Source organism: Bacillus sp. hwrm1, assembly GCF_040207805.1.
In the GTDB taxonomy this organism is placed as follows: Bacteria; Bacillota; Bacilli; order Bacillales; family Bacillaceae; genus Bacillus; species Bacillus velezensis.
On sequence record NZ_CP157943.1, the window covers coordinates 1,034,457 to 1,058,127 of the forward strand.

At 46.7% G+C, this 23,671-nt stretch carries 22 protein-coding genes and 1 other annotated feature; of the genes, 15 read left to right on the forward strand and 7 right to left on the reverse strand.

Annotated elements, in window-relative coordinates:
* Window position 1: 1 nt before the first annotated feature.
* The 10 genes from ABK447_RS05405 (at window position 2) to ABK447_RS05450 (ending at window position 10,774) form a co-directional block, all read left to right on the forward strand.
* A complete protein-coding gene (locus ABK447_RS05405; RefSeq protein WP_038459573.1) occupies window positions 2-988 on the forward strand; it encodes an ABC transporter permease in 987 nt (328 codons plus the stop codon).
* A 36-nt stretch (window positions 989-1,024) separates the two neighbouring features.
* Window positions 1,025-2,005, forward strand: coding sequence for an ABC transporter permease ytrC (locus ABK447_RS05410; protein WP_038459571.1), 981 nt, complete (start codon window positions 1,025-1,027; stop codon window positions 2,003-2,005).
* Between the two features lie 15 nt (window positions 2,006-2,020).
* Complete coding sequence (locus tag ABK447_RS05415; RefSeq protein WP_032871660.1) at window positions 2,021-2,716, forward strand: ABC transporter ATP-binding protein; 696 nt, start codon at window positions 2,021-2,023, stop codon at window positions 2,714-2,716.
* Window positions 2,706-4,016 (forward strand): ABC transporter permease, encoded by a 1,311-nt coding sequence (locus ABK447_RS05420; protein WP_015240422.1) that lies wholly within the window; start codon window positions 2,706-2,708, stop codon window positions 4,014-4,016. Before ABK447_RS05415 ends, ABK447_RS05420 begins: the two co-directional genes overlap by 11 nt.
* Before the next feature lie 63 nt (window positions 4,017-4,079).
* Entirely contained in the window at window positions 4,080-4,775 is a 696-nt protein-coding gene (locus tag ABK447_RS05425) for a response regulator transcription factor (RefSeq protein ID WP_014305616.1), read from the forward strand.
* Window positions 4,768-5,772: a sensor histidine kinase gene (locus ABK447_RS05430; RefSeq protein ID WP_052827747.1), complete on the forward strand. Its 1,005-nt coding sequence runs from the start codon at window positions 4,768-4,770 to the stop codon at window positions 5,770-5,772. Before ABK447_RS05425 ends, ABK447_RS05430 begins: the two co-directional genes overlap by 8 nt.
* A gap of 102 nt (window positions 5,773-5,874) precedes the next feature.
* Entirely contained in the window at window positions 5,875-6,630 is a 756-nt protein-coding gene (locus ABK447_RS05435; RefSeq protein WP_015240420.1) for an ABC transporter ATP-binding protein, read from the forward strand.
* Window positions 6,627-8,567: an FtsX-like permease family protein gene (locus tag ABK447_RS05440; RefSeq protein WP_032868344.1), complete on the forward strand. Its 1,941-nt coding sequence runs from the start codon at window positions 6,627-6,629 to the stop codon at window positions 8,565-8,567. Before ABK447_RS05435 ends, ABK447_RS05440 begins: the two co-directional genes overlap by 4 nt.
* 107 nt (window positions 8,568-8,674) lie before the next feature.
* Window positions 8,675-9,394 carry a TIGR02206 family membrane protein gene (locus ABK447_RS05445; protein ID WP_038459565.1) on the forward strand — a complete coding sequence of 240 codons (720 nt, stop codon included), beginning with the start codon at window positions 8,675-8,677 and terminating at the stop codon, window positions 9,392-9,394.
* Window positions 9,395-9,589: 195 nt separating this feature from the next.
* Window positions 9,590-10,774 carry an MFS transporter gene (locus tag ABK447_RS05450; RefSeq protein ID WP_038459562.1) on the forward strand — a complete coding sequence of 395 codons (1,185 nt, stop codon included), beginning with the start codon at window positions 9,590-9,592 and terminating at the stop codon, window positions 10,772-10,774.
* Between the two features lie 41 nt (window positions 10,775-10,815).
* Here ABK447_RS05450 and ABK447_RS05455 read toward each other — a convergent pair whose 3' ends face one another.
* Window positions 10,816-11,601 (reverse strand): STAS domain-containing protein, encoded by a 786-nt coding sequence (locus ABK447_RS05455; RefSeq protein WP_007408808.1) that lies wholly within the window; start codon window positions 11,599-11,601, stop codon window positions 10,816-10,818.
* A gap of 387 nt (window positions 11,602-11,988) precedes the next feature.
* Here ABK447_RS05455 and ABK447_RS05460 point away from each other — a divergent pair, with 387 nt between their 5' ends.
* The 4 genes from ABK447_RS05460 to ABK447_RS05475 all read left to right on the forward strand — a co-directional run bounded on the left by ABK447_RS05460 (window position 11,989) and on the right by ABK447_RS05475 (window position 16,151).
* Entirely contained in the window at window positions 11,989-12,324 is a 336-nt protein-coding gene (locus tag ABK447_RS05460) for a DUF4257 domain-containing protein (RefSeq protein ID WP_015418038.1), read from the forward strand.
* 102 nt (window positions 12,325-12,426) lie between these two features.
* Window positions 12,427-12,640 (forward strand) — a binding site (T-box leader).
* 108 nt (window positions 12,641-12,748) lie between these two features.
* The gene (leuS, locus tag ABK447_RS05465; protein WP_038459560.1) at window positions 12,749-15,163 is read left to right on the forward strand and encodes a leucine--tRNA ligase; all 2,415 of its coding nucleotides are present in this window, start codon (window positions 12,749-12,751) and stop codon (window positions 15,161-15,163) included.
* Between the two features lie 115 nt (window positions 15,164-15,278).
* Window positions 15,279-15,590 carry a rhodanese-like domain-containing protein gene (locus tag ABK447_RS05470; protein ID WP_038464197.1) on the forward strand — a complete coding sequence of 104 codons (312 nt, stop codon included), beginning with the start codon at window positions 15,279-15,281 and terminating at the stop codon, window positions 15,588-15,590.
* 84 nt (window positions 15,591-15,674) lie between these two features.
* Window positions 15,675-16,151, forward strand: a complete 477-nt coding sequence (locus tag ABK447_RS05475; RefSeq protein WP_079891821.1) for a GNAT family N-acetyltransferase — start codon at window positions 15,675-15,677, stop codon at window positions 16,149-16,151.
* A gap of 35 nt (window positions 16,152-16,186) precedes the next feature.
* Here the strand turns inward: ABK447_RS05475 and melA are convergent, their stop codons facing one another.
* Genes melA through ABK447_RS05500 form a run of 5 tightly spaced genes read right to left on the reverse strand, consistent with a single transcriptional unit; the run spans window position 16,187 to window position 21,581 of the window.
* Window positions 16,187-17,485, reverse strand: coding sequence for an alpha-galactosidase MelA (gene melA, locus ABK447_RS05480; protein WP_031378733.1), 1,299 nt, complete (start codon window positions 17,483-17,485; stop codon window positions 16,187-16,189).
* Window positions 17,486-17,507: 22 nt separating this feature from the next.
* Entirely contained in the window at window positions 17,508-18,329 is an 822-nt protein-coding gene (locus ABK447_RS05485; protein ID WP_007408803.1) for a carbohydrate ABC transporter permease, read from the reverse strand.
* Window positions 18,326-19,240 (reverse strand): carbohydrate ABC transporter permease, encoded by a 915-nt coding sequence (locus ABK447_RS05490; protein WP_015240414.1) that lies wholly within the window; start codon window positions 19,238-19,240, stop codon window positions 18,326-18,328. Before ABK447_RS05490 ends, ABK447_RS05485 begins: the two co-directional genes overlap by 4 nt.
* Window positions 19,237-20,514, reverse strand: a complete 1,278-nt coding sequence (locus tag ABK447_RS05495) for an ABC transporter substrate-binding protein (protein WP_038459554.1) — start codon at window positions 20,512-20,514, stop codon at window positions 19,237-19,239. Before ABK447_RS05495 ends, ABK447_RS05490 begins: the two co-directional genes overlap by 4 nt.
* A 41-nt stretch (window positions 20,515-20,555) precedes the next feature.
* The gene (locus tag ABK447_RS05500) at window positions 20,556-21,581 is read right to left on the reverse strand and encodes a LacI family DNA-binding transcriptional regulator (RefSeq protein WP_038459551.1); all 1,026 of its coding nucleotides are present in this window, start codon (window positions 21,579-21,581) and stop codon (window positions 20,556-20,558) included.
* A gap of 200 nt (window positions 21,582-21,781) precedes the next feature.
* On the opposite strand from ABK447_RS05500, the gene ABK447_RS05505 reads away from it, so the two are divergent.
* Window positions 21,782-21,964 carry a sporulation protein Cse60 gene (locus ABK447_RS05505; protein ID WP_003152309.1) on the forward strand — a complete coding sequence of 61 codons (183 nt, stop codon included), beginning with the start codon at window positions 21,782-21,784 and terminating at the stop codon, window positions 21,962-21,964.
* A 35-nt stretch (window positions 21,965-21,999) separates the two neighbouring features.
* On the opposite strand, the gene ABK447_RS05510 is transcribed toward ABK447_RS05505, so the two are convergent.
* Entirely contained in the window at window positions 22,000-23,535 is a 1,536-nt protein-coding gene (locus tag ABK447_RS05510) for a BCCT family transporter (RefSeq protein ID WP_038459548.1), read from the reverse strand.
* Window positions 23,536-23,671 lie beyond the last annotated feature (136 nt).

The window sequence follows — 23,671 nt, forward strand, 5'->3', positions numbered from 1 at the left end:
AATGATACCGCGGGGATTGTTGTACACAGAATGGAAGAAAAATCAGTGGTTGTTTTTATGCAGCGGCATTCTTTTAATGGCGGCAAACCCTTTTTTGGTTTATAACAACTACTCAACATATCAAGAATGTTTGAATAACCAAGCTCTTCAAGATTGTGAATTCGTTGTCAATTATACGAATGGGTCGCCTCTTTCCTTCAGCTGGATTGTGAGTGTCATCATTGCCGTCTTCTTATTAGGCTTGGAGCGGACAAAGGGAACGATGGATGCTTTGTTAAGCATGCCTTACAGCAGAGGCCAAATCTTTCAGACGAAATTCTGGCTCGGCGCAGCAGTCATTGTTGTTCCTCAGGCGATAGGCTATGGAGCGGCGTCATTGCTGATATCTTTGCTGAAACCGAGCCATACGTACGATTTTGATCATTTTTCAATCGGAATGATTGTCATCAGTTTTATGGCTTACGCCTTGTTAATGGCATCCGGCGCATTAACGGGACAGATATTCGCCCAGCTGTTAACGGCGTTTACAGTAACGGTTCTGCCCTTTTTACTCATCGGTCTGCCGGCTGCGAATTTGGAGGTCGTTTTCGATATTAGTGTGGGAGATCAATTTTCTTTTATCAGCAGTTATATCGAATCCCGTCTTTTTATATTTGTAACCCCTATTGGATATGTGTTTAACGACTGGATCAGAGAAAGGGATTTGGTTTTAATCATTCCGATTGTGATGAGCCTTGTCTTTTATCTGATCGGTTATGTCAGCTTTCTGAAACACCCGAATGAACGGAACGGCAGATTCTTTCTTTGGAGTAAGTTGGACCGTCCGGTGCAGATCTTGGTGATTGCCTTTGCTGTTATGGGTTTCGGCGTTTTCGGATATGGGGTCACAGACACGATGTTCGGCTATTTAGCCGGCATTATCTTCGGCGCGGTTATCGGGTTTTTCATCAGTTATTTTACGGTTTACAGGAAGTCAAAGCATATGTAGATCTGTTTGAGAATGAACAGTTTGGAGGAAGGCAAGGTGCCGATTAGCGGTTTGCTTTATAAAGAATGGAAGCAGCGGCAGATGCTGCTGCTTCTTACAGCGGGGTTCTTAGCTATTTTAGGCCCTTTGGCAATTATAAATGAGTATTTTCACTATAAGGATTGTTTGAGTGCGCTTCATCAATATTCAGGTTCAGTTTGTACGTTCAGTATTGATTACAGCAATCGGAATTTGATCGGGCTGCATTTCATTCCTCCGGTTATGATGGGGCTTTTTCTGATAAGAGGAGGCCGGGCTGAAAGGATGTTTACACTGAGTCTTCCGTATTCGAGAAGCCGGATATTTCATACGAAGTTTTTCTTGGGAGCAGCCGTGTTAGCCGGCTCGCAGTTTGTTTCTTACGGAGTATCTGACATATTGTTTCTAGCGCTTAATCCTGACGCTGTCCATCATTTTCAATCGTTCAGCGCAGGGATGCTGGTCATCAGCTTGATGATTTATGCATTAGTGACAGCTGCCGGCACGATAACGGGCAATTTAGCGGCGCAGCTGATCACAGCGTTCACGGTTTCCGTCTTTCCGATCGTGGTTATGACGATTTACCTGTTAAACGCTGAGTTCCTTTTTGGCAGGCAGGCTGTGCCGGATATTGATTTCCCTTGGAGCGGATTTCTGATCTATTTCATGCCTGCCGCTTACATCCATACATCATGGATGTATTACATGAAACACGCATTGTTAATTTCCGCATTAATGGGATGTTGTTTCTATCTATTCGGTTATGTGAATTTCCTGAAAATGCCGAGTGAACGAAGCGGACATTTTATCCTAAGCAAACACATTGAACGCATCATTCAATTGCTCGTCATGTCGCTCAGTATGCTGGGAAGTGCGGGGGTATGCGGATATGCTTATAACGGTTCGTATACCGGTTACATATTCGGCATGCTTATCGGCGCGGTTATCGGGTTTTTCATCAGTTATTACTTCATCTATAAAAAAACGAAACAGATATAAGGGGGAGTGGTGTACGTGATAGAAGTACAGCATATTGATCATTCATTTAAAATCGGCAGGAAAGGCAGAGAGAGTGAGGTTCCGGTATTGAAGGATGTCTCTTTGACCGTTGAAAAAGGGGAAATTGCCTGTATCGTCGGTCGGAGCGGTTCCGGAAAATCAACGCTTCTGAATTTAATATCCGGATACATAGCGCCGACGAAGGGCCGTATCGTCATTAACGGCACTGATGTGACGAGCTTCAGTGAAAAAGAGTGGGCGCAGTTCCGCCTCGGGCATTTCGGCTTTATTTTTCAAAGTTTTCAGCTCATTCCGAGTCTGACAACCTATGAAAATGTTGAAATGCCGCTTGCCTTAAAAGGCGTCAAACCGTCTGAACGCAAGCAGAAAGTCGCGGACATGCTGAAACGGGTCGGACTTGAGAATCATGCGAATCATTATCCGAATGAGCTGTCAGGCGGCCAGCAGCAGCGTGTCAGTATCGCAAGAGCCCTGATTTTAAATCCGTCAATTATTTTAGCTGATGAGCCGACGGGAAGCCTTGATTCAGAAACGGAACTTGAGGTGCTTGCATTAATTCAGCAGCTGAACCGGGAGCGTGGGATTACATTTGTCATCATTACGCATGACGATGAAGTCGCTTCGATCGCGCATTCAAAATTCCAGCTGCATGACGGTGTATTAAAAGGGGGCGTTACTGTTGAGATTTAAGGATCAGATTCACTTTATCAGAAGAAATATGAAGAAAAACCGGCTGCGTGTTTTCATGACGGTGCTGGCGACGACAATGGCGTGCGCGTTTTTAGTGGTGCTGGCTTCCGTCGGATTCGGCATCCAAAAAACGATTACAGACATTACGATGAGCCAGCAGATTGTTACGGAAATCAACGTGCTCGGCCAAGAGAACGGAAAAGCCGTGAAGAAATCAGACTTGGAAAAGTATAAAAATGTCAAGTCTGTCGTTGAAAGAACACAAGTGTATGAACCGAACAAAGCGTCATTGGGAAACCGAACAAATGAAGATTCAGCCATTGTGCTGACAAACATGAACGATGAAGTCAAAGCCAATATGGAGCTTGATCAGGGAAGAGTCGCACGCACAGAGAATGAAATCGTGGTCGGCTATGATTTTGCGAAGAACCTATTGACGAAAAAAGAGGCTGACGCTTACGACAAAGAGTTAAATGATCACCAAGGCGACATGTCGGAGGTGAAAAAACCAAAAGGCTATACGAAAGACCTGCTTAATAAAACGATACAGCTGAGCATCTCCAAAACAAACAAAGACGGAGACGTTGAGAAAACGAAAACGTACGACTTTAAAGTAGTCGGAATTACAAAAAAACCGTCCCAAGATTGGATGGAGGATACAAATATTTTTGTGAGTGATCAATTCAAGAAAGACTTCTCAACATTCTTGGATCTGAAGAATGGAAATGCGGAAAAAAGCATTAATGTGTATGCGGACAAATTCGATCATGTCGATCAGCTTACCCATGACCTCACGGATGACGGCTTTTATGTCAGATCTGTCACTACCGAGCTGAAGGGCGTCAACACCTTTTTCCTTGTCTTTAAAATCGGCCTGATCTTTGTCGGCTTTATCGCCGTCGTGATTTCTGCCATCGGTATTTTCAATACGATGACGATGGCGGTGACGGAACGAACGCAGGAAATCGGGATTATGAAAGCGATCGGCGCAAGCCCGTCCATCATCCGCAGAATGTTCCTGATGGAAAGCGCCTATATCGGGATATTAGGTTCTGTCATCGGCATTATCATTTCTTACGGAGTGAGTTTTGCCGTCAATCTGGCTGTGCCGGTTATCTTGAAAGCGGTAGGGGGAAATACCGGAGCTGAAGATCTTCATTATACCTTCTCCTATATCCCGCTCAGCCTCGTTGTGATCGCAGTTGTCATTTGTGCGGGGGTCGCGGTGATTTCCGGTATGAATCCGGCCCGCAAAGCGACAAAAACCAACGTTCTGACTGCATTAAGAAGAGAACTGTAAAGGAAAAAAGCCGGCTGGACATCAGCCGGTTTTTCCTCTATCTATCAGAAAAGGGCGGATACCATGTTTCACATTTTGTTAATAGAAGATGATAACACTTTATTTCACGAGATGAAAGAGAGATTAACGGGCTGGTCATTTGCGGTGCACGGAATAAAAGATTTCAGCCGGGTCATCCGGGAGTTTACCGAAATCAAGCCTGATTTGGTGATCATTGATGTACAGCTGCCGAAATTTGACGGCTTTCATTGGTGCAGAATGATACGCTCCCAATCAAACGTGCCGATTCTCTTTTTGTCCTCGCGCGATCATCCCGCGGATATGGTCATGTCGATGCAGCTCGGGGCAGATGATTTTATTCAGAAGCCTTTTCACTTTGATGTGTTAATCGCGAAAATACAGGCGGTGTTCCGCCGTGTGCATCAATACGGCACAGAACCGGCGCTGATGAAAAGATGGTGCGGAGCGGTCATTGACACAGAAACCAACACGGTCAGCCGTAAAAACGGTTCGGTCGAGCTGACCAAAAACGAAATGCTGATCTTAAAACTGCTGGCTGAGCAGAAAAATAAAATCGTCAGCCGGGAAGAACTCATCAGAAGCCTATGGAATGATGAGCGTTTCGTCAGTGATAATACGCTGACGGTGAATGTCAACCGGCTGCGGAAAAAACTCGATCAATTAGGCATCGGGAAAATGATTGAAACCAAGGTGGGGCAGGGATACATCGCAAAGGAAGAAGACGGTCTTTATGATTAAATCATTTCTGCTCGAAAGAAAGAGCTGGATCGCGATGTTTCTTTTGCAGCAGGCTGTGCTCCTTTTTGCGGCATATATTGATCCGTCTATTCCGTTTTTTTCGGTGCTGTATTTCGTTTACCTATCGCTTCTTGTGTTTCTTGTATTTCTCTTGTTCCGCTATCGTAAAGAGACCGCCTATTATAAAAGCTTAAGAGAGTGGGACGCCAATTTAGATATGTCTTACCTTAAAGCGCCTGACAGTCCGTTTGAGTCTATCGTTGAAGAAAGCATTGAAGGGCAGACAGAGCAGTTAAGAAAAAGCTCCCTCCATCTTCAGGCGGCGTCAGAGCATGAAAAGGACGATCTGATGTCATGGATTCACGAGGTCAAAACACCGCTGACAGCGATGCATCTCATGATCGAGCGCCTTGATGAACAGCCGCTGAAAGCCCCTTTGCTGTATGAATGGCTGCGGATTCACCATCTCCTGGACCAGCAGCTTCATCAGAAACGATTGTCCTTTATTGAAAATGATTTATCATTCCAGCGCATTCAGCTCAGACCGCTCGTTTTCAAAGAAATTAAAAATCTGCAATCATGGTGTATACAAAAAGGGATCGGGTTTGACATTCAGCTTGATTCACCAGACGTTCACAGTGACGGAAAATGGCTTTCCTTCATCATCAGGCAGCTGTTAAGCAATGCCGTCAAATACAGTGAAGCGGATGACATTACCGTAAAAAGCTATGAACAAAACGGCCGGGTGCATGTGGATATCGAAGACCGCGGCATCGGCATCGAGCCCAAAGATCTTCCGCGCATTTTTGATAAGGGATTTACCTCGACGCGAATGAGGCGTGATCACGCGTCAACGGGGATGGGCCTGTATTTGGCTCAAAAAGCCGCGGCTCCGCTTCTCATCCAGATCAGCGTGCGCTCTGAGCCGGAAAGCGGCACGGTTTTTACCTTGGTGTTTCCGAAACAGAACGATGCCGTCAGCATGTTCAGCGTGTGACAAAAGTGTCACATGCTTTTCTCTTTTGTTCGCTTAATCAAACGAAAAAAACGGCTTCTGTTTTTAAAATAAAGATAACCAATGTAAAAGGAGAATCAGAACGTGATGATTTTAGAAGCAGGCAATATCCAAAAAAGCTACGGAAACAAGCTGAATAAACAAGAGGTGCTGAAAGGAATTGATCTTCAGATTCACAAAGGGGAATTCGTCAGCATTATGGGCCCGTCGGGATCAGGGAAAACGACCCTTTTGAATGTGCTTTCCTCCATTGATAAAGTGAGCGCGGGCACCATTAAACTGAATGAGACGGAGATTACATCCATGAAAGAAAAGCAGCTTGCCGAATTCAGAAAACGGCATCTCGGCTTTATTTTTCAGGATTATAATTTATTGGACACCCTGACCGTGAAGGAAAACATACTCCTGCCGTTATCCATTACGAAAATGTCTAAGAAAGAGGCGGACCTGCGATTTGCCGAGACGGCAGAGGAGCTTGGGATCTATGATTTGCGACATAAGTATCCGAGTGAAATTTCCGGCGGGCAAAAACAGCGGACGTCTGCCGCAAGAGCTGTTATTCACGAGCCGGGCATTATTTTTGCTGATGAGCCGACCGGAGCGCTCGATTCAAAGGCTGCCATGGATTTACTGAATAAACTCAGCCGTCTGAATCAAAAACGCCGCGCCACCATTGTGATGGTGACGCATGATCCGGTTGCCGCCAGCTATTCCGGACGTGTGGTTTTCATTAAAGACGGCCGTGTGTATACACAGCTGAATAAAGGCGGCCAGGACAGACCGGACTTTTTTCAGGATATTATGAAAACGCAAAGTGTATTGGGCGGGATTCAGGCATGAGTATTCATCATTTGATCTTCCAGAACCTGAAAAAGAATATGAAAAACTATTACCTTTACGTTTTTGCGCTGGTGTTCAGCGCCGCCCTTTATTTCGCGTTTGTCACGATGCAATACGATCCGGCGCTTGATGAAATGAAAAGCTCCATAAAAGGAGCGGCGGCAATCCGGGCCGCCTCTGTACTGCTTGTGGCGATCGTGTCGGTATTTCTTTTATACGCCAACACCATTTTTATTAAACGGCGCGGCCGGGAAATCGGCTTATTCCGATTAATCGGCATGACGAAAATGCACATTTTCCGCATACTCAGCACAGAAAATTTCATTTTGTATTTCGGATCTATTTGGATCGGTATTTTTGCCGGCTTTTCTCTCTCGAAATTATGTATGATGATGCTGTTTCATACAGTCGGTGTGAAAGCCTCTGTCTCACTGTTTTTTTCAAGCAAGGCGCTCGTTCAGACGTTAATTGTGTTCGGGGCGATTTACGTGCTGATTATGATGATGAATTACTTATTTATTAAACGGCAAAGCATTTTGTCTTTATTTAAAACCGCGTCATCGTCAGAAAGCGGCATAAGACGGCTTTCTTGGGTGCAGATGTCGATCGGCGTTGTCGGTATTGCGGCCATTATCGCCGGCTATGCCGTGTCCGCGGATTTATTCGGAGGCAGTTTTACGAGCATGAATGAACTGTTTTCGGCCATGGTGTTTATTCTCGGCTCGGTCATTATCGGAACCTATCTGTTTTATAAAGGTTCGGTCAGCTTTCTGGCAAATCTCATCCGGAAATCAAAAGGCGGGTATCTGAATGTCAGTGAAGTGCTGTCTTTGTCATCCATCATGTTCCGGATGAAGTCAAACGCCGTCCTGCTGACGATTATTACGACTCTTTCGGCGCTGGCAATCGGTTTGCTGTCTTTAAGCTATATCTCGTACTATTCCGCGGAAAAATCGGCTGAGCAAAATACAGCCGCAGACTTTGCGTTTGATAACCAAAAGGAGACTGACTCATTTACCGCTTTATTGAAGAAAAACGGAATTGAACACAAAGTGAAAACAATCAAGACCATTCAAGCCGGTGTCAATATGAAGAACATCATAAACGGCGACATGAAAAGCTTTCAACAAGACCCGTCCAGCTTGGCGCTGCCGATTATAAGCGAGAAAGACGCAGAAGGGACGGAGCTTTCTGACGGAGAAGCCGTGTTTACCGGATATAATGATATGATGAAAAGATTTCTCGACCTGAAAACGTCAGGATCCATTGATATAAACGGCAAAACGGATAAAATACCGCTGGCGTATAAGGGCTTGAAGAACGACTTCCTCCTGTCATATACATTTACAAGCGGAGGGCTGCCGACCGTTATCGTCACGCAGCAGGTATTTGACCGGATCGAGAAAGATATCGACCCGTCCATTCAGGGAAAATCAAATCGGTTTTTCGGCATTACACTCAAACGTGAAGAGGACATCCAAAAAGCTGATGGTCTGTTTCAGGCGCAGCACTATTCTGACGGCGCGCTTTCACAATTTGAAACGGCTGACACCCAAAAGAAAAACATGGGGCTGATCATGTTTATTGTCGGCTTTTTGGGGTTAACCTTTCTGATCACCTCAGGCTGTATCCTTTATTTTAAACAAATGGGCGAGTGTGAGGATGAGAAGGCTGATTACACGATATTGCGGAAGCTCGGCTTCACAACGGGGGATCTGCTGAAAGGCATCCGCCGGAAGCAGGCGTATCATTTCGGGATTCCGCTCGTTCTCGGGCTGTTCCACAGCTATTTTGCCGTTCAGTCAGGATGGTTTTTATTCGGAACGGAAGTGTGGACGCCGATGATCATCGTCATGGCGCTGTATACGCTGCTGTACTCCATCTTCGGCATGCTGTCGGTGCTATACTATAAAAAGGTCATTCAATCCGCATTGTAAAACAAGTTGAGGAGCCTCCGCATAAGCGGAGGCTTTTTTTGTATGAATAGAAGAAAGCGATTTTTAAAAGAATAGACATACGTCATTTTCTCGCGCGGGGGAGCCTTATGCAGAAGTATTTTCAATTGAAATCTGAAACAGGAGCCTTTCATCTTTTTTCCAAGGAACACATTTTCACGCTGTTGGTCATCGGATTGCTTGGGGTGTGCGTGATCATATTCCGGAAACAGCTCAATCACGGCCGGCCGAATCGCGTTTTCCGCTATGTACTGTTCATTTTCCTTGCCGTGTCGCAGATCAGCTATCATATATGGCTGCTTTGTCATCATGCCTGGTCGCTGAAAACAGCTCTGCCGCTGCAGCTGAGCGACCTTTCCGTCTATTTGGCAATGCTGATGGTCATGACAAAAAGCAAAAAACTGTTCGCCTTCCTCTATTTTGCCGGTTTGGGCAGCGCCGTACAGGCGATGGCAACACCTGATTTAGGGGCGTATTCTTTCCCTCATTTTCGGTACATCGTGTTTTTCGTCTCCCACGGCTGTGTTTTTCTTACCTGCCTATTCATGGCCGCTTCAGAAAGGTACAGGCCGTCGGCGCGCGGACTGTGGGTGTCTGTGCTGGTCGTAAATCTGTACGGGGCGTGTGTCTTTTTTATTGATCGTGTGCTGAATGCGAATTACTTATATTTAATGAAAAAACCGAAGACCGCTTCGCTTCTGAACGTTTTCGGACCTTGGCCGTGGTATCTTCTATCAATGGAAGCGGCGGTGATATTGAGCTTTTTCATTCTGTATATTCCGTTTTGGCTGCTGAGGAAAAGAGCATGAGGCCGGCCTGTTTTTGTGAATCCAATCATTTGTAATTTTTTCAACATTCCGGCATTATTTTTTTCAGATTCTGATGTTGAAAAAAGACGTCCGCGGCGATAGAATGAATGTGCTATGATAACGTGTTTGATACGGAGCCGCGGCTTGCGGTTTCCGTTTTTTCATGGGGTTTTTTATAGAGAGAGGGGGATCGGTATGCCGCGCGCTTTGAAGATATTAATCATCGGAATGTTTATCAATGTGACGGGCGCATCTTTTTTGTGGCCGCTGAATACGATCTATATTCATAATCATTTAGGGAAATCGCTGACTGTTGCGGGGGTTGTTCTGATGCTGAATTCCGGGGCCAGTGTGGCGGGGAATTTATGCGGCGGATTTTTGTTTGATAAAATCGGCGGATTCAAATCCATTATGCTGGGCATTATGATCACATTGGCAAGTCTTCTCGGACTCGTTCTGTTTCATCAATGGCCCGTTTATATTTGGCTGCTCATCATTGTCGGCTTCGGTTCCGGTATCGTGTTTCCGGCCAGCTACGCCATGGCGGGAGCGGTATGGAAAGAAGGCGGGCGGAGAGCTTTTAATGCGATCTATGTAGCTCAGAACGCAGGTGTCGCCGTGGGCTCGGCACTCGGCGGGATGGTTGCGGCGTACTCGTTTACGTACGTGTTTTTAGCCAATGCTTTGCTGTATGTGCTGTTTTTCCTTATCGTATTTTTCGGGTTTCGAAATATCAAAACCCAAAATGCGAGCCAGGTTTCTGTTCTGGACTACGAGCCTGTCAGCAGCAGAACGAAATTTACGGCGCTTCTCATATTGAGCGGCGGGTATGTTCTCGGGTGGATTGCCTATTCGCAGTGGTCCACAACCGTTGCGTCACATACTCAAAGCATCGGTATGCCGCTTTCATTATACAGTGTGCTCTGGACCGTAAACGGAATATTAATTGTCGCCGGACAGCCTCTCATGGGAGCTGTTCTGAAAAAATGGTCCGGTGCGTTAAAAACGCAGATGGTCATCGGCTTTTGTATTTTTATCGTCTCGTTCGGCGTGCTTCTCAGCGCCAAGCAATTTCCGATGTACCTCACCGCAATGGTGATTTTAACCGTCGGAGAAATGCTTGTCTGGCCTGCCGTGCCTACCATTGCCAATCAGCTTGCGCCTAAGGGGAAAGAAGGATTTTACCAAGGATTCGTCAACAGTGCGGCGACGGGCGGCAGAATGATCGGGCCGCTCCTTGGCGGCGTGCTGGTTGATCAGTACGGAATGAGCGTGCTGCTGTTGATCCTGATGGTGCTTCTTGTTGTCAGCATCGCAGCGACGGTGCTGTACGACAAACGCCTGAAAACCGTTAATAAACAAAACGTCCAAGTGCGATGACGACATAAAAAAATCCCGCTGTTTCGGCGGGATTTTTTTGTTTATACGACCGGAAGCACGTTGACGGCGTCCTTAACGTTTAAATATGTCTTTAATGAAGAAAAGCTGGCATCAAGCTGATTCATTCTCATGGCGAGGGTAGGCTTGATACCGGTGATAATCAATTCTGTGCCGATTAATTTAAGCAGGTGGTGCAATTTGAAAATCCGGTCTGCGGTCTGTTCGTTTACCTCGGCCAGACCTGATAAGTCTATAATTAAGTAATCATCTTTAGATGCGGTTAATATGTCTGTCAAAGTTGTCACGATTGAATCAAATCGTTCTTCCGTTAAGTTTCCCACTAACGGCAAAGCGGAGATGCCGTTTCGGATCGGAACAATCGGTGTTGACAGCGTCGTGATTTCTGTGAGGGAATCCTCAAGGAGCTTTTCGTATTCTTTCTGCTCTGTAATGTCTTTTTGAAAACCGACAAAATAGAGCTTGTCTTCAACATAAAGAGGATCAATGTTGAGTTCATTCCAAAATGGGGTGCCGTCTTTTTTGACGTTTTTCAGCCGCACCGTGATCTTTTCTTTCTGGGTTAAGCTCTTTCTGATTTTCGCGACTTGTTGACGGTCGGTTTCTTTGCTTTGCAGAAATCTGCAGTTCTTACCTAATATCTCTTCGGAAGAGTAGCCTGTCATATCCATAAATCCCTGATTTGTATATATGATGGGATTGTCCTCAAGAGAGGGGTCTGTAATCACCACGCCGATGCGTGCGTGATCAAGCGCCTTTTTGATAAGCTCCAGCTGCTCCAGTTTTCCGAATACATTTGAGTCAGCCATGTAAAACCCCCTTTTGGCCGTAAAGCTGCGCGCTTTTTCAGCCGTGTTTCTCCCCTTTTTAAATGAATCTACAGTAACCGTAGCATAACATATGTTCTGATTCAAGCAGCCGAAGTTTGCAATTTGTCATTCGGGCTTGTCCTCATATACACTGAATATATAAAGGGAAGGCACATCATCGCTAAGTAAGTGACTAGGTCATTGTCACTGGGTGAAAAATGAATCTAATGCATCAAGCTTACCGATCATGTGTTCACATATAATGGAAGAAACAAGCTTTTTACTTTCCTGCTCAATCGCCGGTATGTAGATATCGAAAATCATCGTATTCGTAAGGGGGCTGGATGGCCTGAAGTCGCTTTACTAAATAAGGGCTTTAGGAAGGTGATGAAGATGCTGCATCAGGTAATAATTGCTTGTGTAATTGGAGGAATCATGGGGGTTCTCGGTCATGTGAAAAAGAGAGGCAGGCTGGAGAAACCCAGAATGACAAAGCGGTTTATCTATCTCGGTTTTTTGGAAGATGGTTTTATCGGAATGGCTGCTTCCATCTTACTTGTCTTATCCGCTGACCCCGATTCAGGAATTCAACTCGTCATCTTATCCATAATCGCAGGCTACGGCGGAGAAGCTGTTCTCAGGAGCTTTGATTTTGTCAGAGAACAAAACAGTGATTCGGCCGAAGCAAAACCACACCAGCAAAAAAATCCTCCATCAAAATAATATCCCCGCTCATGACCCGTTCCGGGTACATTCCCATTGTATACAAACCTGCTTGCACTTATGAACAGAATTCTATAAAATACAGGTAAGATTACGGTAGCGATAAGAACAGTGAAGAGGAGCAGTAAGAAGCAGATTTTGCAATCAGAGAGTTGACGGCCGGTGCAAGTCAATCAAGTCTGTTTCCGAACTCGCCTCAGAGTTGCAGCGGCAAAACCGCTGACGCATAACTGCGTTAAAAGTATCAAGTGAGTGCGGCTCAAAACCGCGCTAACGAGGGTGGTACCGCGGGAAATAAAAATCTCTCGTCCCTTTTTGGGATGAGGGAGTTTTTTTAGTTTTAGAATAATCTGAATATAATCTTTCTCATCCCGTCAATACTTGGACTACATACGCCGTATTCAATCAGAAGGAGGTTTTTACGTTGAGTTTTCAGCATGAAAAAATAGAAAAGAAATGGCAGAATTACTGGTTGGATCATAAAACGTTCGCCGTCAGTGAAGAGAATGACAAGCCGAAGTTTTACGCGCTTGACATGTTCCCGTATCCTTCAGGAGCCGGCCTTCATGTCGGACATCCGGAAGGCTATACGGCAACCGATATCCTTTCGCGCATGAGACGCATGCAAGGATACAATGTGCTTCATCCGATGGGATGGGACGCGTTCGGGCTTCCTGCCGAGCAATACGCGCTTGACACGGGGAATGATCCGGCCGAGTTCACAAAACAAAATATAGATAATTTCCGCCGCCAGATTCAATCGCTCGGATTTTCATATGATTGGGATCGTGAAATCAATACGACTGATCCGGACTATTACAAGTGGACGCAGTGGATCTTCACCAAGCTGTACGAAAAAGGGCTCGCTTACGTAGACGAAGTGCCGGTCAACTGGTGCCCGGCGCTCGGAACGGTGCTTGCGAACGAAGAAGTCATTGACGGCAAAAGCGAGCGGGGCGGCCATCCGGTTGAACGCCGCCCGATGAGACAATGGATGCTGAAAATCACCGCTTATGCGGACAGGCTTCTTGAAGATTTAGAAGACCTTGACTGGCCGGAAAGCATTAAAGACATGCAGCGCAACTGGATCGGACGCTCAGAAGGCGCAAACGTGCATTTCGCGATCGACGGCACTGATGACACGTTTACCGTGTTTACGACAAGACCGGACACGCTGTTCGGCGCGGCTTATGCCGTACTGGCTCCTGAGCATGAGCTTGTGGAGGCCATCACGACGCCTGAACAAAAAGAAGCGGTAGACGCTTATGTTAAAGAAGTTCAGGCGAAAAGTGACCTGGAACGGACGGATCTTGCGAAAACAAAAACGGGCGTCTTCACGGGCGCATATGCCGTAAACCCTGCAAATGGGGAAAAGCTGCCGATCTGGATAGCGGATTATGTCCTCGCCTCTTACGGAACAGGCGCTGTAATGGCCGTGCCGGCGCATGATGAACGTGATTTTGAATTCGCAAAAGTGTTCAGCCTGCCTGTCAAAGAAGTCGTAAAAGGCGGAAACACGGAAGAAGAAGCGTACACGGGAGACGGAGAGCATGTCAATTCCGGCTTTCTGAACGGACTGAATAAAGCGGAAGCGATTGAAAAAATGATCGCCTGGCTTGAAGAAACGAAAAACGGTGAGAAAAAAGTGACATACCGTCTGCGTGATTGGCTGTTCAGCCGCCAGCGCTATTGGGGCGAGCCGATTCCGGTTATTCATTGGGAAGACGGCACGTCAACAGCCGTTCCGGCGGAAGAGCTGCCGCTGATTCTGCCGAAAACCGATGAAATCAAACCGAGCGGAACAGGTGAATCACCGCTTGCCAACATTAAAGAGTGGGTGGAAGTCACTGATCCTGAAACGGGCAAAAAAGGCAGAAGAGAAACGAACACGATGCCGCAATGGGCGGGAAGCTGCTGGTATTTCCTCCGCTTTATCGACCCGAAAAATCCGGATCAGCTCGCTTCACCTGAGAAACTGGATAAATGGCTGCCCGTTGATATTTACATCGGAGGAGCAGAGCATGCCGTGCTTCACCTTCTGTACGCGCGTTTCTGGCATAAATTCCTCTACGATATCGGTGTCGTGCCGACGAAAGAACCGTTCCAAAAGCTGTATAACCAAGGAATGATTCTCGGGGAAAATAATGAAAAAATGAGTAAATCCCGCGGAAACGTCGTCAATCCGGATGAAATTGTGGCGTCTCACGGAGCAGATACGCTCCGCCTGTACGAAATGTTTATGGGGCCGCTTGATGCATCTATCGCCTGGTCTGAATCAGGCCTTGACGGAGCGCGCCGCTTCCTTGACCGCGTATGGCGTTTGTTTATCGAGGAAAACGGCGAGCTGACGGGCAAAGTGACAGAAGGCGCAGGCGAAACTCTTGAGCGCGTCTATCATGAAACGGTCATGAAAGTGACAGAAAACTTCGAAGCCCTTCGTTTTAACACGGGCATTTCTCAGCTGATGGTCTTCATTAATGAAGCTTACAAAGCGAATGAACTGCCGAAAGAATATATTGAAGGTTTTGTGAAGCTGCTTTCTCCTATTGCGCCGCATTTGGCTGAAGAACTGTGGGAAAAACTTGGCCACGAAGGTTCGATTGCATACGAGGCTTGGCCTGCATATGACGAATCAAAACTGGTGGATGATGAAGTTGAAATCGTCGTCCAGCTGAACGGAAAAGTAAAAGCGAAATTAATGGTTCCGGCTGATGCTGATAAAGCAGCGTTAGAACAGCTCGCACAAGCTGACGAAAAAGTAAAAGAGCAGCTTGAAGGAAAAACGATCCGAAAAATCATTGCCGTACCGGGCAAGCTTGTCAATATCGTGGCAAACTGACCGGACGAAGCCCCTCTCCTACAGAGAGGGGCTTTTTTATCAGCCTCTATCATAGAAATTGCACCGCGGGCTTTGGTATACTTAACACCATAAAGATGAATGGGAGTGTCACACATTGAAAATAAATGAAATCAGCACAGCCGTACTGGAAGAAAAATTAAAAGCGGGAGAAGAGCTGTATCTGATTGATGTCAGAGAAGACGAAGAAGTTGCCGAAGGAATGATTCCGGAGGCCGTTCACATCCGCATGGGGGACATCCCTGAGAAGATGGATGCGTTAGACAAGGACAAGGAATATGTATTTATCTGCCGTTCCGGAAAAAGAAGCATGAACGTTTGTATGTATTTACATGAGCAGGGCTTCCGTACGGTTAATGTTGAAGGCGGCATGCTGGAGTGGGAAGGCGAAACAAAGCCGAAGAAATAACGCTTTGAAGTGAAAGAAGAAAAGGGACGTGCGTCTTTTTCTTCTTTTTTTATAAAAAAACGGGAGGCGAATCAGGTGAAACCGATGATCCGCGCGATGAAAACAAACGATATCAAACAGGTCCGGCAAGTCGCAGAACGAAGCTGGCATCATACGTATGAAGGGATTATTCCCAGACACATTCAGGATCAGTTTCTCGAATCCGCCTATCAGGATGAGATGATGGAACGCCGGCTCTTGCATTCTCTGTTCTTTGTGGCAGAAGAAGAGGGGCGAGTGCTCGGTTTTGCAAATGCCACCCCGGTTCAAAAAGACGGAAATGCGGAGCTGACCGCCATCTATATTGACCCGGATTGCCAGGGAAACGGGATAGGCACGGCACTCCTTAAAGAATGCATCAGGCAGTCCGGCGGGGTAAAAAAGCTTTATGTCCATGCAGAAAAAGAGAACCGCATTGCCTTATCCTTTTATCAAGCGAAAGGGTTTCAATGGGTATGTGAATTTGAAGAAGATTTTAAAGGACACACTTTACAGACGGTCAAACTGGTACTGAACATATAAAAGCGTCCGGCCGCCCAGGACCGGAACGCGAATGATCAGTGATAAGCCGGAAGCCGGTCTTTGTGCGCTTCAAATAAGTCATCGCACAAAGATATGATGTCATTCATGGAAAGCTCGGCGCTCGTATGCGGATCAAGCATGGCCGCCTGATATACGGCTTCCTTTTTTAATGTAACGGCCGCTTCGATGGTTAAAAGCTGTGTGTTAATGTTTGTTCTGTTGAGCGCCGCGAGCTGCTCGGGAAGTTCGCCCGAATAGCACGGCATAATGTGGTTTTTGACGGCTGTGCAAGGCACTTCAACGACCGCTTTCGCCGGCAGATTCGGTATCAGCCCGGTATTCAGCACATTGCCGCCGAATGTGAACGGTTTGCCCGTCTCCATCGCTTCAATAATTCTCGAACCGTATTCTTTTGAGCGTTCATGCGTCAGGTTTTGGTTGTTGATGATGCCGTCTCTCATCGTTTCCCAATTGTTGATTTGTTCCGCGCATCTCCTCGGATATTCATCAAGCGGGATTTGGAGTTCATCTATCAGCTCAGGATACCGGCTTTTTATAAAATACGGGTGATATTCGGCATTATGCTCAGATGATTCCGTTACGTAGCAGCCGAATTTATCCATCAGCTCAAACCGCACCATGTCCTTATGTTTCGTCTTTTGTTTTTCGCGTGCCCGTCTTTTAATTTCCGGATATAAATCAATTCCGTCTTTTTTAATCTCCAAAAGCCAAGCCATATGGTTGATGCCGGCAATGCGTTCTTCCGTCCCTTCGTGATCCATGCCGAGTGAGTCAAACAGATCTTTGGTACATACCTGGACGCTGTGGCACAGGCCGACCGTTTTGACATTTGTATGTCTGAGCATCGCTCCGGTCAGAGAGGCCATCGGATTTGTATAGTTTAACAGCCACGCATCCGGGCAGACCTCTTCCATGTCTTTTGCGATGTCAAATAAAACGGGGATGGTGCGAAGGGAACGGAAAATACCGCCTATTCCGACGGTATCGGCAATCGTCTGGCGGAGACCGTACCGCTTCGGGATGTCAAAGTCAATGACCGTCGCGGGTTTATAACCGCCGACCTGAATGGCGTTTATCACATAGCCGGCGTGTGTAAGCGCCTGTTTTCGGTCATCGTAGGAGATGATGGATATACTCGTATTGTAGCGGTCTCTCATGTTTTCCAGCATGAGCTGGGATTCTTTCAGCCGTACAGCGTCAATATCATAAAGCGCGAATTCAAACCCGTTTAATGCTTCAGTCAGTAAGCAGTCCCCCAGTACATTTTTTGCGAAAATCGTGCTCCCCGCTCCGATAAACGTAATTTTCTTCAACAGAAATTCCTCCCTTTTCTTCTCAGCCTTTGACCGCCCCGGAGGACAGCCCTGAGATAAAATATTTTTGAAGCGCCAAAAACAATACGACCATCGGCAGCATCGCCATAATTGCGGCTGCGGCGACTAAGTGAAGATTGTTCGCATTTTCGCCGAAGAATCCCGCCATGGCCACGGTCAATGTCTGCACCTTTTGATCTTGTAAAAAGAAAATCGCAAATTGGTAATCGTTCCAGATAAACACGCAGGAAATAATGCAGACCGTTGCGGTAATCGGTTTCAACAAAGGAAACACGATTGTATAAAAAGTCCTGATCAATCCCGCGCCGTCCATCCTGGCGGCTTCCTCAAGCTCTTTCGGAATGGAAGAGCGGATAAACCCTGAATATAAGAAAACGGTCAGCGGCATATATGCAGCCGTATTAATGAGAATGGCTGCGGCATGCGTATTGATCAGCCCCGCATCAGCGACCATCTTGTATAAAGGAACCATGGAAGTCAAAGGCGGGATGATCATGATTGAAATCAAAAGGCCGAAGACGATTTTGTTCAGCTTTGTATTTCTTCTTGCGAGCGGGTATGCGGCAAGCGAACCCATGAAAATTAATAAAGCGGCGGAAACGGCTGTAATGATGATCGTGTTCAGAAAGGATTGCCCGAGAGAGGCACGTTCCCATGCTTCACGAAAATTCTGAAATGAAAAGGCGGATGGCAGCGACCATTTTGAACTGTAGTCACCTTTTGCTTTTAATGACGTGGTCAGCAAAATATAAAAGGGGACAATATGAACGCACGAGATAACGGCTGCCAACAGCGTAAAAATCCGCATTCGGGCTGTTTTCATGACATTTCCGTCTCCTTTCGCTTGAAATACACGAGAGCCGAAAAGCTGATGACAAGAATAATGACGGACATAAACACGCCTTGGGCGGCGGCATATCCCGCATCCTGCCGTTTAAAATATAAATCATACATAAACGTTGACATCGATTGAGAGGAATTGCCCGGCCCGCCTGCGGTCAGCGCGAAAATGACATCAAACAGCTTCAGCCCGCCGATGATATTGATGACCATGTTGATGGTGACAGCCGGCATCAATAAAGGCAGGGTGATGGTGAAAAACGGCTGAAGACCTCCCGCGCCATCCATTTTTGCGGCTTCGTAATAATCTTTCGGAATGCTTTGCAGCCCCGCCAAATATACAATCATCGCAATGCCTGCGTATTGATACGTGTTAATCATGACGATAATCCACGGGTTTGCCGCAGGGCTTGCCAAGGCGTTGACAGGACCGATTCCCAGTGCGCCAAGCACATCATTCAGCGCACCCCCGTCATATGAGAAAATAAAATACCAAATGTATCCCATAATCAGCGGACTGATAATGACGGGCAGGTAGACGATCGTTCTTGTGAGCGCCTTCATTTTTAAGCTCTGATTCAAGAGCAGCGCATATAAAAGTCCGAGCATATTCTGAAAAAAAGTGCTTCCGATGCCGTAAAGCAAAGTGTTTTTCACAACAAGCCACGTGTCCGGATCTGTAAAAAGCCTTTTATATTGAGTGACCCCCACCCATTGATACGTCTGTGAGAAGCCGTTCCAGTTTGTAAATGTGATAAAAGCGCCTTTGACAAACGGAAAAATCATGAAAATAAAAACCGTGGCAAGAGCGGGAACGTACATCCACCACAGTGACGCGGGTTTTACCGGCTTTTGATGTTGAAATCCTTGGGTTTCTTTTGCAAGATCACTCATTCTTTTTCAGCTCCCCGTGAATCAGATTGAAGCCGAAGCCGCTTATATTCCCTGCCGAGTTTCGCTGAAATTTCAGCGGGGGTTAAGATATCGGCCATCAGCTCCTGCCCGGCTGTTCCCATCACATCCCACATTCCGTTCGGCAAATAAAGGCGGTCAAAATAAGGCTGCACCTTAATATGCTGATAGCGCTTATAGTCATTTGCGTAGAAAATGTCCGTTTGCACATTCACTAATCCGGCCGGAAGCGAGGTCGCTTCGGCAATTGATTTTGCATGCTCGGGTCGGGCCATAAATGCGATAAACTGTTTCGCTTCTTCAAGCCGCGGGGAATTCTTGAATGCCGCCAGCGTGTAACGTTCGCCTCCGATCCAAACCGGCGCGTCTCCCTTGTGGACGGCCGGGGTCGGTATGATGCCGACTTTTACCTTCGGATTGATTTGAGCGACGTCTTGGCCGAGGGTGCCGCCCTGCAGCGTAAAGGCGATTTTGTTTTGCGCCATCAGTTCAATGAGCTGGGACCGTTTTGCCGTCATGGCATCTATATTGACCAGGTTTTCCTTTTGCATCTCTTTCAGTTTGTCAGATAAATAGGTGAAGTGTGTCCAGCGGAAGGTTCCGTTTAACAGTTGTTTTTTGTAACGGTGTGCGGGATCTGTGATGAGAAGCGGTGCGGCGAATTGATCGTAATATTGGGCAAATGAGCTTTTCTCATAGCCGGCAAACCAGAAGGGGGTGACTGTTCCGCCGCTTTTTTCTTTAATCTGTCTCAATGCCTTCATAAAATCATCCATTGTTTCCGGCGGTTTGATTCCGTATTTTTCCAACAATGTGCGATTGTAGGCCAGTCCGTCCTTTGCCTGATTCAGAGGGAAGGCGTATATTCTGCCTTTGGCGTCTTTGAGCATACTGTTTAAATTCGGATCGAGCCGCTTCGTCCAAGACATGCCGCTGAGGTCGGCGGTATATTCTCCGTAGCGGATTTTGGCCCAGCCGTGTGTGTCAAAAAGATCGGGCATGTCGCCGGCTGCCATTCTGACCCTCATCATATTTTCGTAGTCATTGCCTGGGAAATGAACGTTTACTTGAATGTCCGGATGTTCTTTTTGGAATGAATCAGCCAACTTTCTGAATACGGCGCGTTCGCTGTCTGAGGATATGGTGGAATAGACTGTCAATGTTTTCTGCTTTTCTCCGACGCCGCTCTGTTCTGCCGAGCAGCCGGGAAGTATCATGCAAGTAAAAGAAAGAAACAAAGCCAGTAAGCGTTTCATCTTTTCCTCCTTTAAATATGATATAAACGCTGCGGGACACGTCACCTCCTTTCTTGTGAGCCGCAGCTTTGTCTGACAATCAATGAAGTGGGGAGCGTCACGGCCAGCGGGACGGTTCTGCCGTTTAAACGGTCGAGAAGCAATTTGACACCCGTCCGGCCCATCTCTTCCGTGTATACTTTTACCGTTGATAACGGCGTGCTGGCGTATTCTGCCTCATCAATTCCGTTGAAGCTGACAACCGCCGTATCGCGCGGGACTTGAAGACCGGCTTCCTGCAGGGCTTTTAAAGCGCCGACAGCCATCGAATCACTTGCGATAAAAAAGGCATCGGGGAGACTTCCGCCTTTGATGGCTTCATTCATCAGCCGGAACCCTTCGTGCATGCTGTATTCGCCGATCAGTACATGCTCCGGCTCGGCGCCGGCCATTTGTAAGAAAGCGGTCAGACGCTTATCCTCAATCGTTTTATTGCTGTTTACACCGTCTATGACGGTATGTTCCCGCTCCCGGCCGCCGATATAACCGAGCCGCTGGTAACCGAGCGACAGAAGATGTTCTATCGCCTTTTGCGCTGCGGCATAAAAATCCACGCTGACGGAATCGTAGCGGGCGGGATCGGGGGTGCCGTTAACAAATACCGCGTGCCTGAAAGCGGCGCTGATATTCGTAAGCGCCTCGTCTTGCAGGCTGCCGATGACGATGACGCCGTCCAGTTCGTGAAACATATGCTCTTGAAAAGAACCGAGATGGATAGAAGATGTGATAAAAACTTTTTGTCGAAAGCATTCTTCCTCAATGCCTTTTCGGATCGCCGAAAAATAAGGATCCTGCCGTTCTTCTTCCGGTGACAGGCAGCTGACAACGCCGATCAGGGGCGCTGAATCGCTGCGGCTGCGGTTCTTCCGTTTTTTTGCCGACGGCTGATAGCCCAGCTCATCGGCGATCCTCAGAACTTTTTCTCTAGTTTCATCAGTCACGGCCAAAGAGTCATCCTTATTCAAAATTCTCGATACTGTCGCGCTGGATACAGATGCCTGTAAGGCAATATCTTTGAGACGGACCATTTCGCATCTCCTTTTTACTAAATATTTACTAAACAGAAATGACCTGGTTATTGTTAAAATGATATTATCATACGAGAGTAAGCGTTTTCAACAACTATTTTCGGTTACTTTTAGTAAAAATCAGTAAAAAAGAAAATCTGTTTTTCTCTATCATATTTCAATTGAACCGGAATAAATTGATAGAGAAAGGAGAGGGTGATGTGCTGAAGATAGCTGTTTTTGATGAGGAGCATGAAAAGGATCTGCAGACTGAAGTCAATACATTTTTAAAGGGGATTTCTGATGAACAGCTCGTTGATATTAAATATACGGTAGCGGCGGCCTGTGATCCTGAAGGTGAGCAGCTTTATTGTTTTTCCGCTCTCATTTTATACCGAAAATAAAGAAGCCCGGACGAAATGCCGGGCTTCGTTGTTCATTATGCTTTTTTGACGCGGGGACTTCTTGGTTTTTGGTATTTCTCCGCTTGTTTGATTCCTTTTCTCTCGCTCGCTAATGACTTGTACAGAGACACGATCATCAGAAGGATCACGACTGAAAACGGAACCGCGGCGAGAATGGCCGTGTTTTGCAGTGCGGCCAGACCGCCGGAATATAACAAAACCGCTGCCACGGCGGACTGGATGATGCCCCAGATGATTTTCACCCGGTTTGACGGGTCTAAAGAGCCGTAAGACGTTTGCATTCCAAGCACAAATGTCGCTGAATCCGCTGATGTAATAAAGAATACAGCGATCAGAACAAGCGTTAATACGGATGTCACCATTGTCAGCGGATAGTGGCTGAGTGCGCCGAACAGCATCGTATCCGTTGACATTCCCGCGACATTGAATACGCCTTTCTGCTGAAGATCCATCGCGGATACACCGAAGATCGCAAACCATAAGAAAGCCAATATACAAGGTGTCACCAATACCCCGATTAAAAATTCCCGGATCGTCCGGCCCCTTGATACACGGGCGATAAAAATGCCGACAAACGGCGACCAGGATATCCACCAGGCCCAATAGAAAATGGTCCAGCTGTTAATCCATTCGCGCTTTTGGGGATCATTCGGAGACAAGCGAAAGCTCATCTGCACGATATTTTGTATGTATTGGCCGATAGAATCGGTAAATGAGTTCATAATCAGCACCGTCGGGCCTGCAATGAGCATAAAGATCATTAAAATAGCCGCGAGCGCCATGTTGGTATTGCTTAAGTATTTAATCCCTTTGCCGATTCCGCTCCACGCAGAAATCAAAAATAACACGGTCACGACAGCAATCAGGATCAGCTGAATGGGAAATGTTTTCGGAATGCCGAATAAATAATGCAGACCGCCGTTGATCTGAGTCGCTCCGAGCCCTAAGCTTGTCGCCACACCGACAACGGTCGCAAACACGGCGATACAGTCAATCGCTTTGCCGATCGGCCCGTTTACTTTATCGCCCAAAAGCGGTGTCAGTGTGCTGCTGATCAAACCGGGCGCGTCTTTTCTGAATTGAAAATATGCGATACATAAAGCGACAACCGCATAGATGGCCCAAGCGTGCAGCCCCCAGTGGAAAAATGTGTACCGGAGCGCATCACGAAATGCTTGGGGCGTTTCTGTTTCACCTGAGGGAGAGCTGATGGCGTAATGGCTGATCGGTTCCGCAGCCCCGTAAAATACCAAACCGATTCCCATGCCCGCGCTGAAAAGCATGGCAAACCATGATAATAAGCCGAATTCCGGTTTTTCCCCGGGTTTTCCGAGTTTTATTGTGCCGATCGGACTCACAATGAGAAAGAGACAGAAACCGACAAATATAGAAACGACCAGCAGATAATACCAGCCGAAAGAATCCGTAATAAATTTTTGTGCCGTATCAGTGACTTGCTGCAGGCTGTCAGGAGAAATGGCCCCCCATAAAACCGCAGCGGCTGTGATGACAATCACAATCCAAAAAACACTGGAGATGTTCTTCTTCAAACGTTCTCACCCTCTGACTATTTTTTTCAATACGCCATTTTGTTTTAGTATGGTCGTACGATTGCAGATCATTCCTTTCTTCCTATTCCCTCTATCAGGTGAAACAAAACGCAGAAAACTCTATCATGTTTTTGGT

Excerpts from the sequence above, each read along its gene's own strand:
- ABK447_RS05405 (WP_038459573.1), top strand. The coding sequence starts at position 2 with ATGATACCGCGGGGATTGTTGTACACAGAATGGAAGAAAAATCAGTGG.
- ABK447_RS05425 (WP_014305616.1), top strand. The coding sequence starts at position 4,080 with ATGTTTCACATTTTGTTAATAGAAGATGATAACACTTTATTTCACGAG.
- ABK447_RS05430 (WP_052827747.1), top strand. The coding sequence starts at position 4,768 with ATGATTAAATCATTTCTGCTCGAAAGAAAGAGCTGGATCGCGATGTTT.
- ABK447_RS05440 (WP_032868344.1), top strand. The coding sequence starts at position 6,627 with ATGAGTATTCATCATTTGATCTTCCAGAACCTGAAAAAGAATATGAAA.
- ABK447_RS05445 (WP_038459565.1), top strand. The coding sequence starts at position 8,675 with ATGCAGAAGTATTTTCAATTGAAATCTGAAACAGGAGCCTTTCATCTT.
- ABK447_RS05450 (WP_038459562.1), top strand. The coding sequence starts at position 9,590 with ATGCCGCGCGCTTTGAAGATATTAATCATCGGAATGTTTATCAATGTG.
- ABK447_RS05455 (WP_007408808.1), bottom strand. The coding sequence starts at position 11,601 with ATGGCTGACTCAAATGTATTCGGAAAACTGGAGCAGCTGGAGCTTATC.
- ABK447_RS05460 (WP_015418038.1), top strand. The coding sequence starts at position 11,989 with ATGAAGATGCTGCATCAGGTAATAATTGCTTGTGTAATTGGAGGAATC.
- ABK447_RS05475 (WP_079891821.1), top strand. The coding sequence starts at position 15,675 with ATGATCCGCGCGATGAAAACAAACGATATCAAACAGGTCCGGCAAGTC.
- ABK447_RS05485 (WP_007408803.1), bottom strand. The coding sequence starts at position 18,329 with ATGAAAACAGCCCGAATGCGGATTTTTACGCTGTTGGCAGCCGTTATC.
- ABK447_RS05490 (WP_015240414.1), bottom strand. The coding sequence starts at position 19,240 with ATGAGTGATCTTGCAAAAGAAACCCAAGGATTTCAACATCAAAAGCCG.
- ABK447_RS05495 (WP_038459554.1), bottom strand. The coding sequence starts at position 20,514 with ATGAAACGCTTACTGGCTTTGTTTCTTTCTTTTACTTGCATGATACTT.
- ABK447_RS05500 (WP_038459551.1), bottom strand. The coding sequence starts at position 21,581 with ATGGTCCGTCTCAAAGATATTGCCTTACAGGCATCTGTATCCAGCGCG.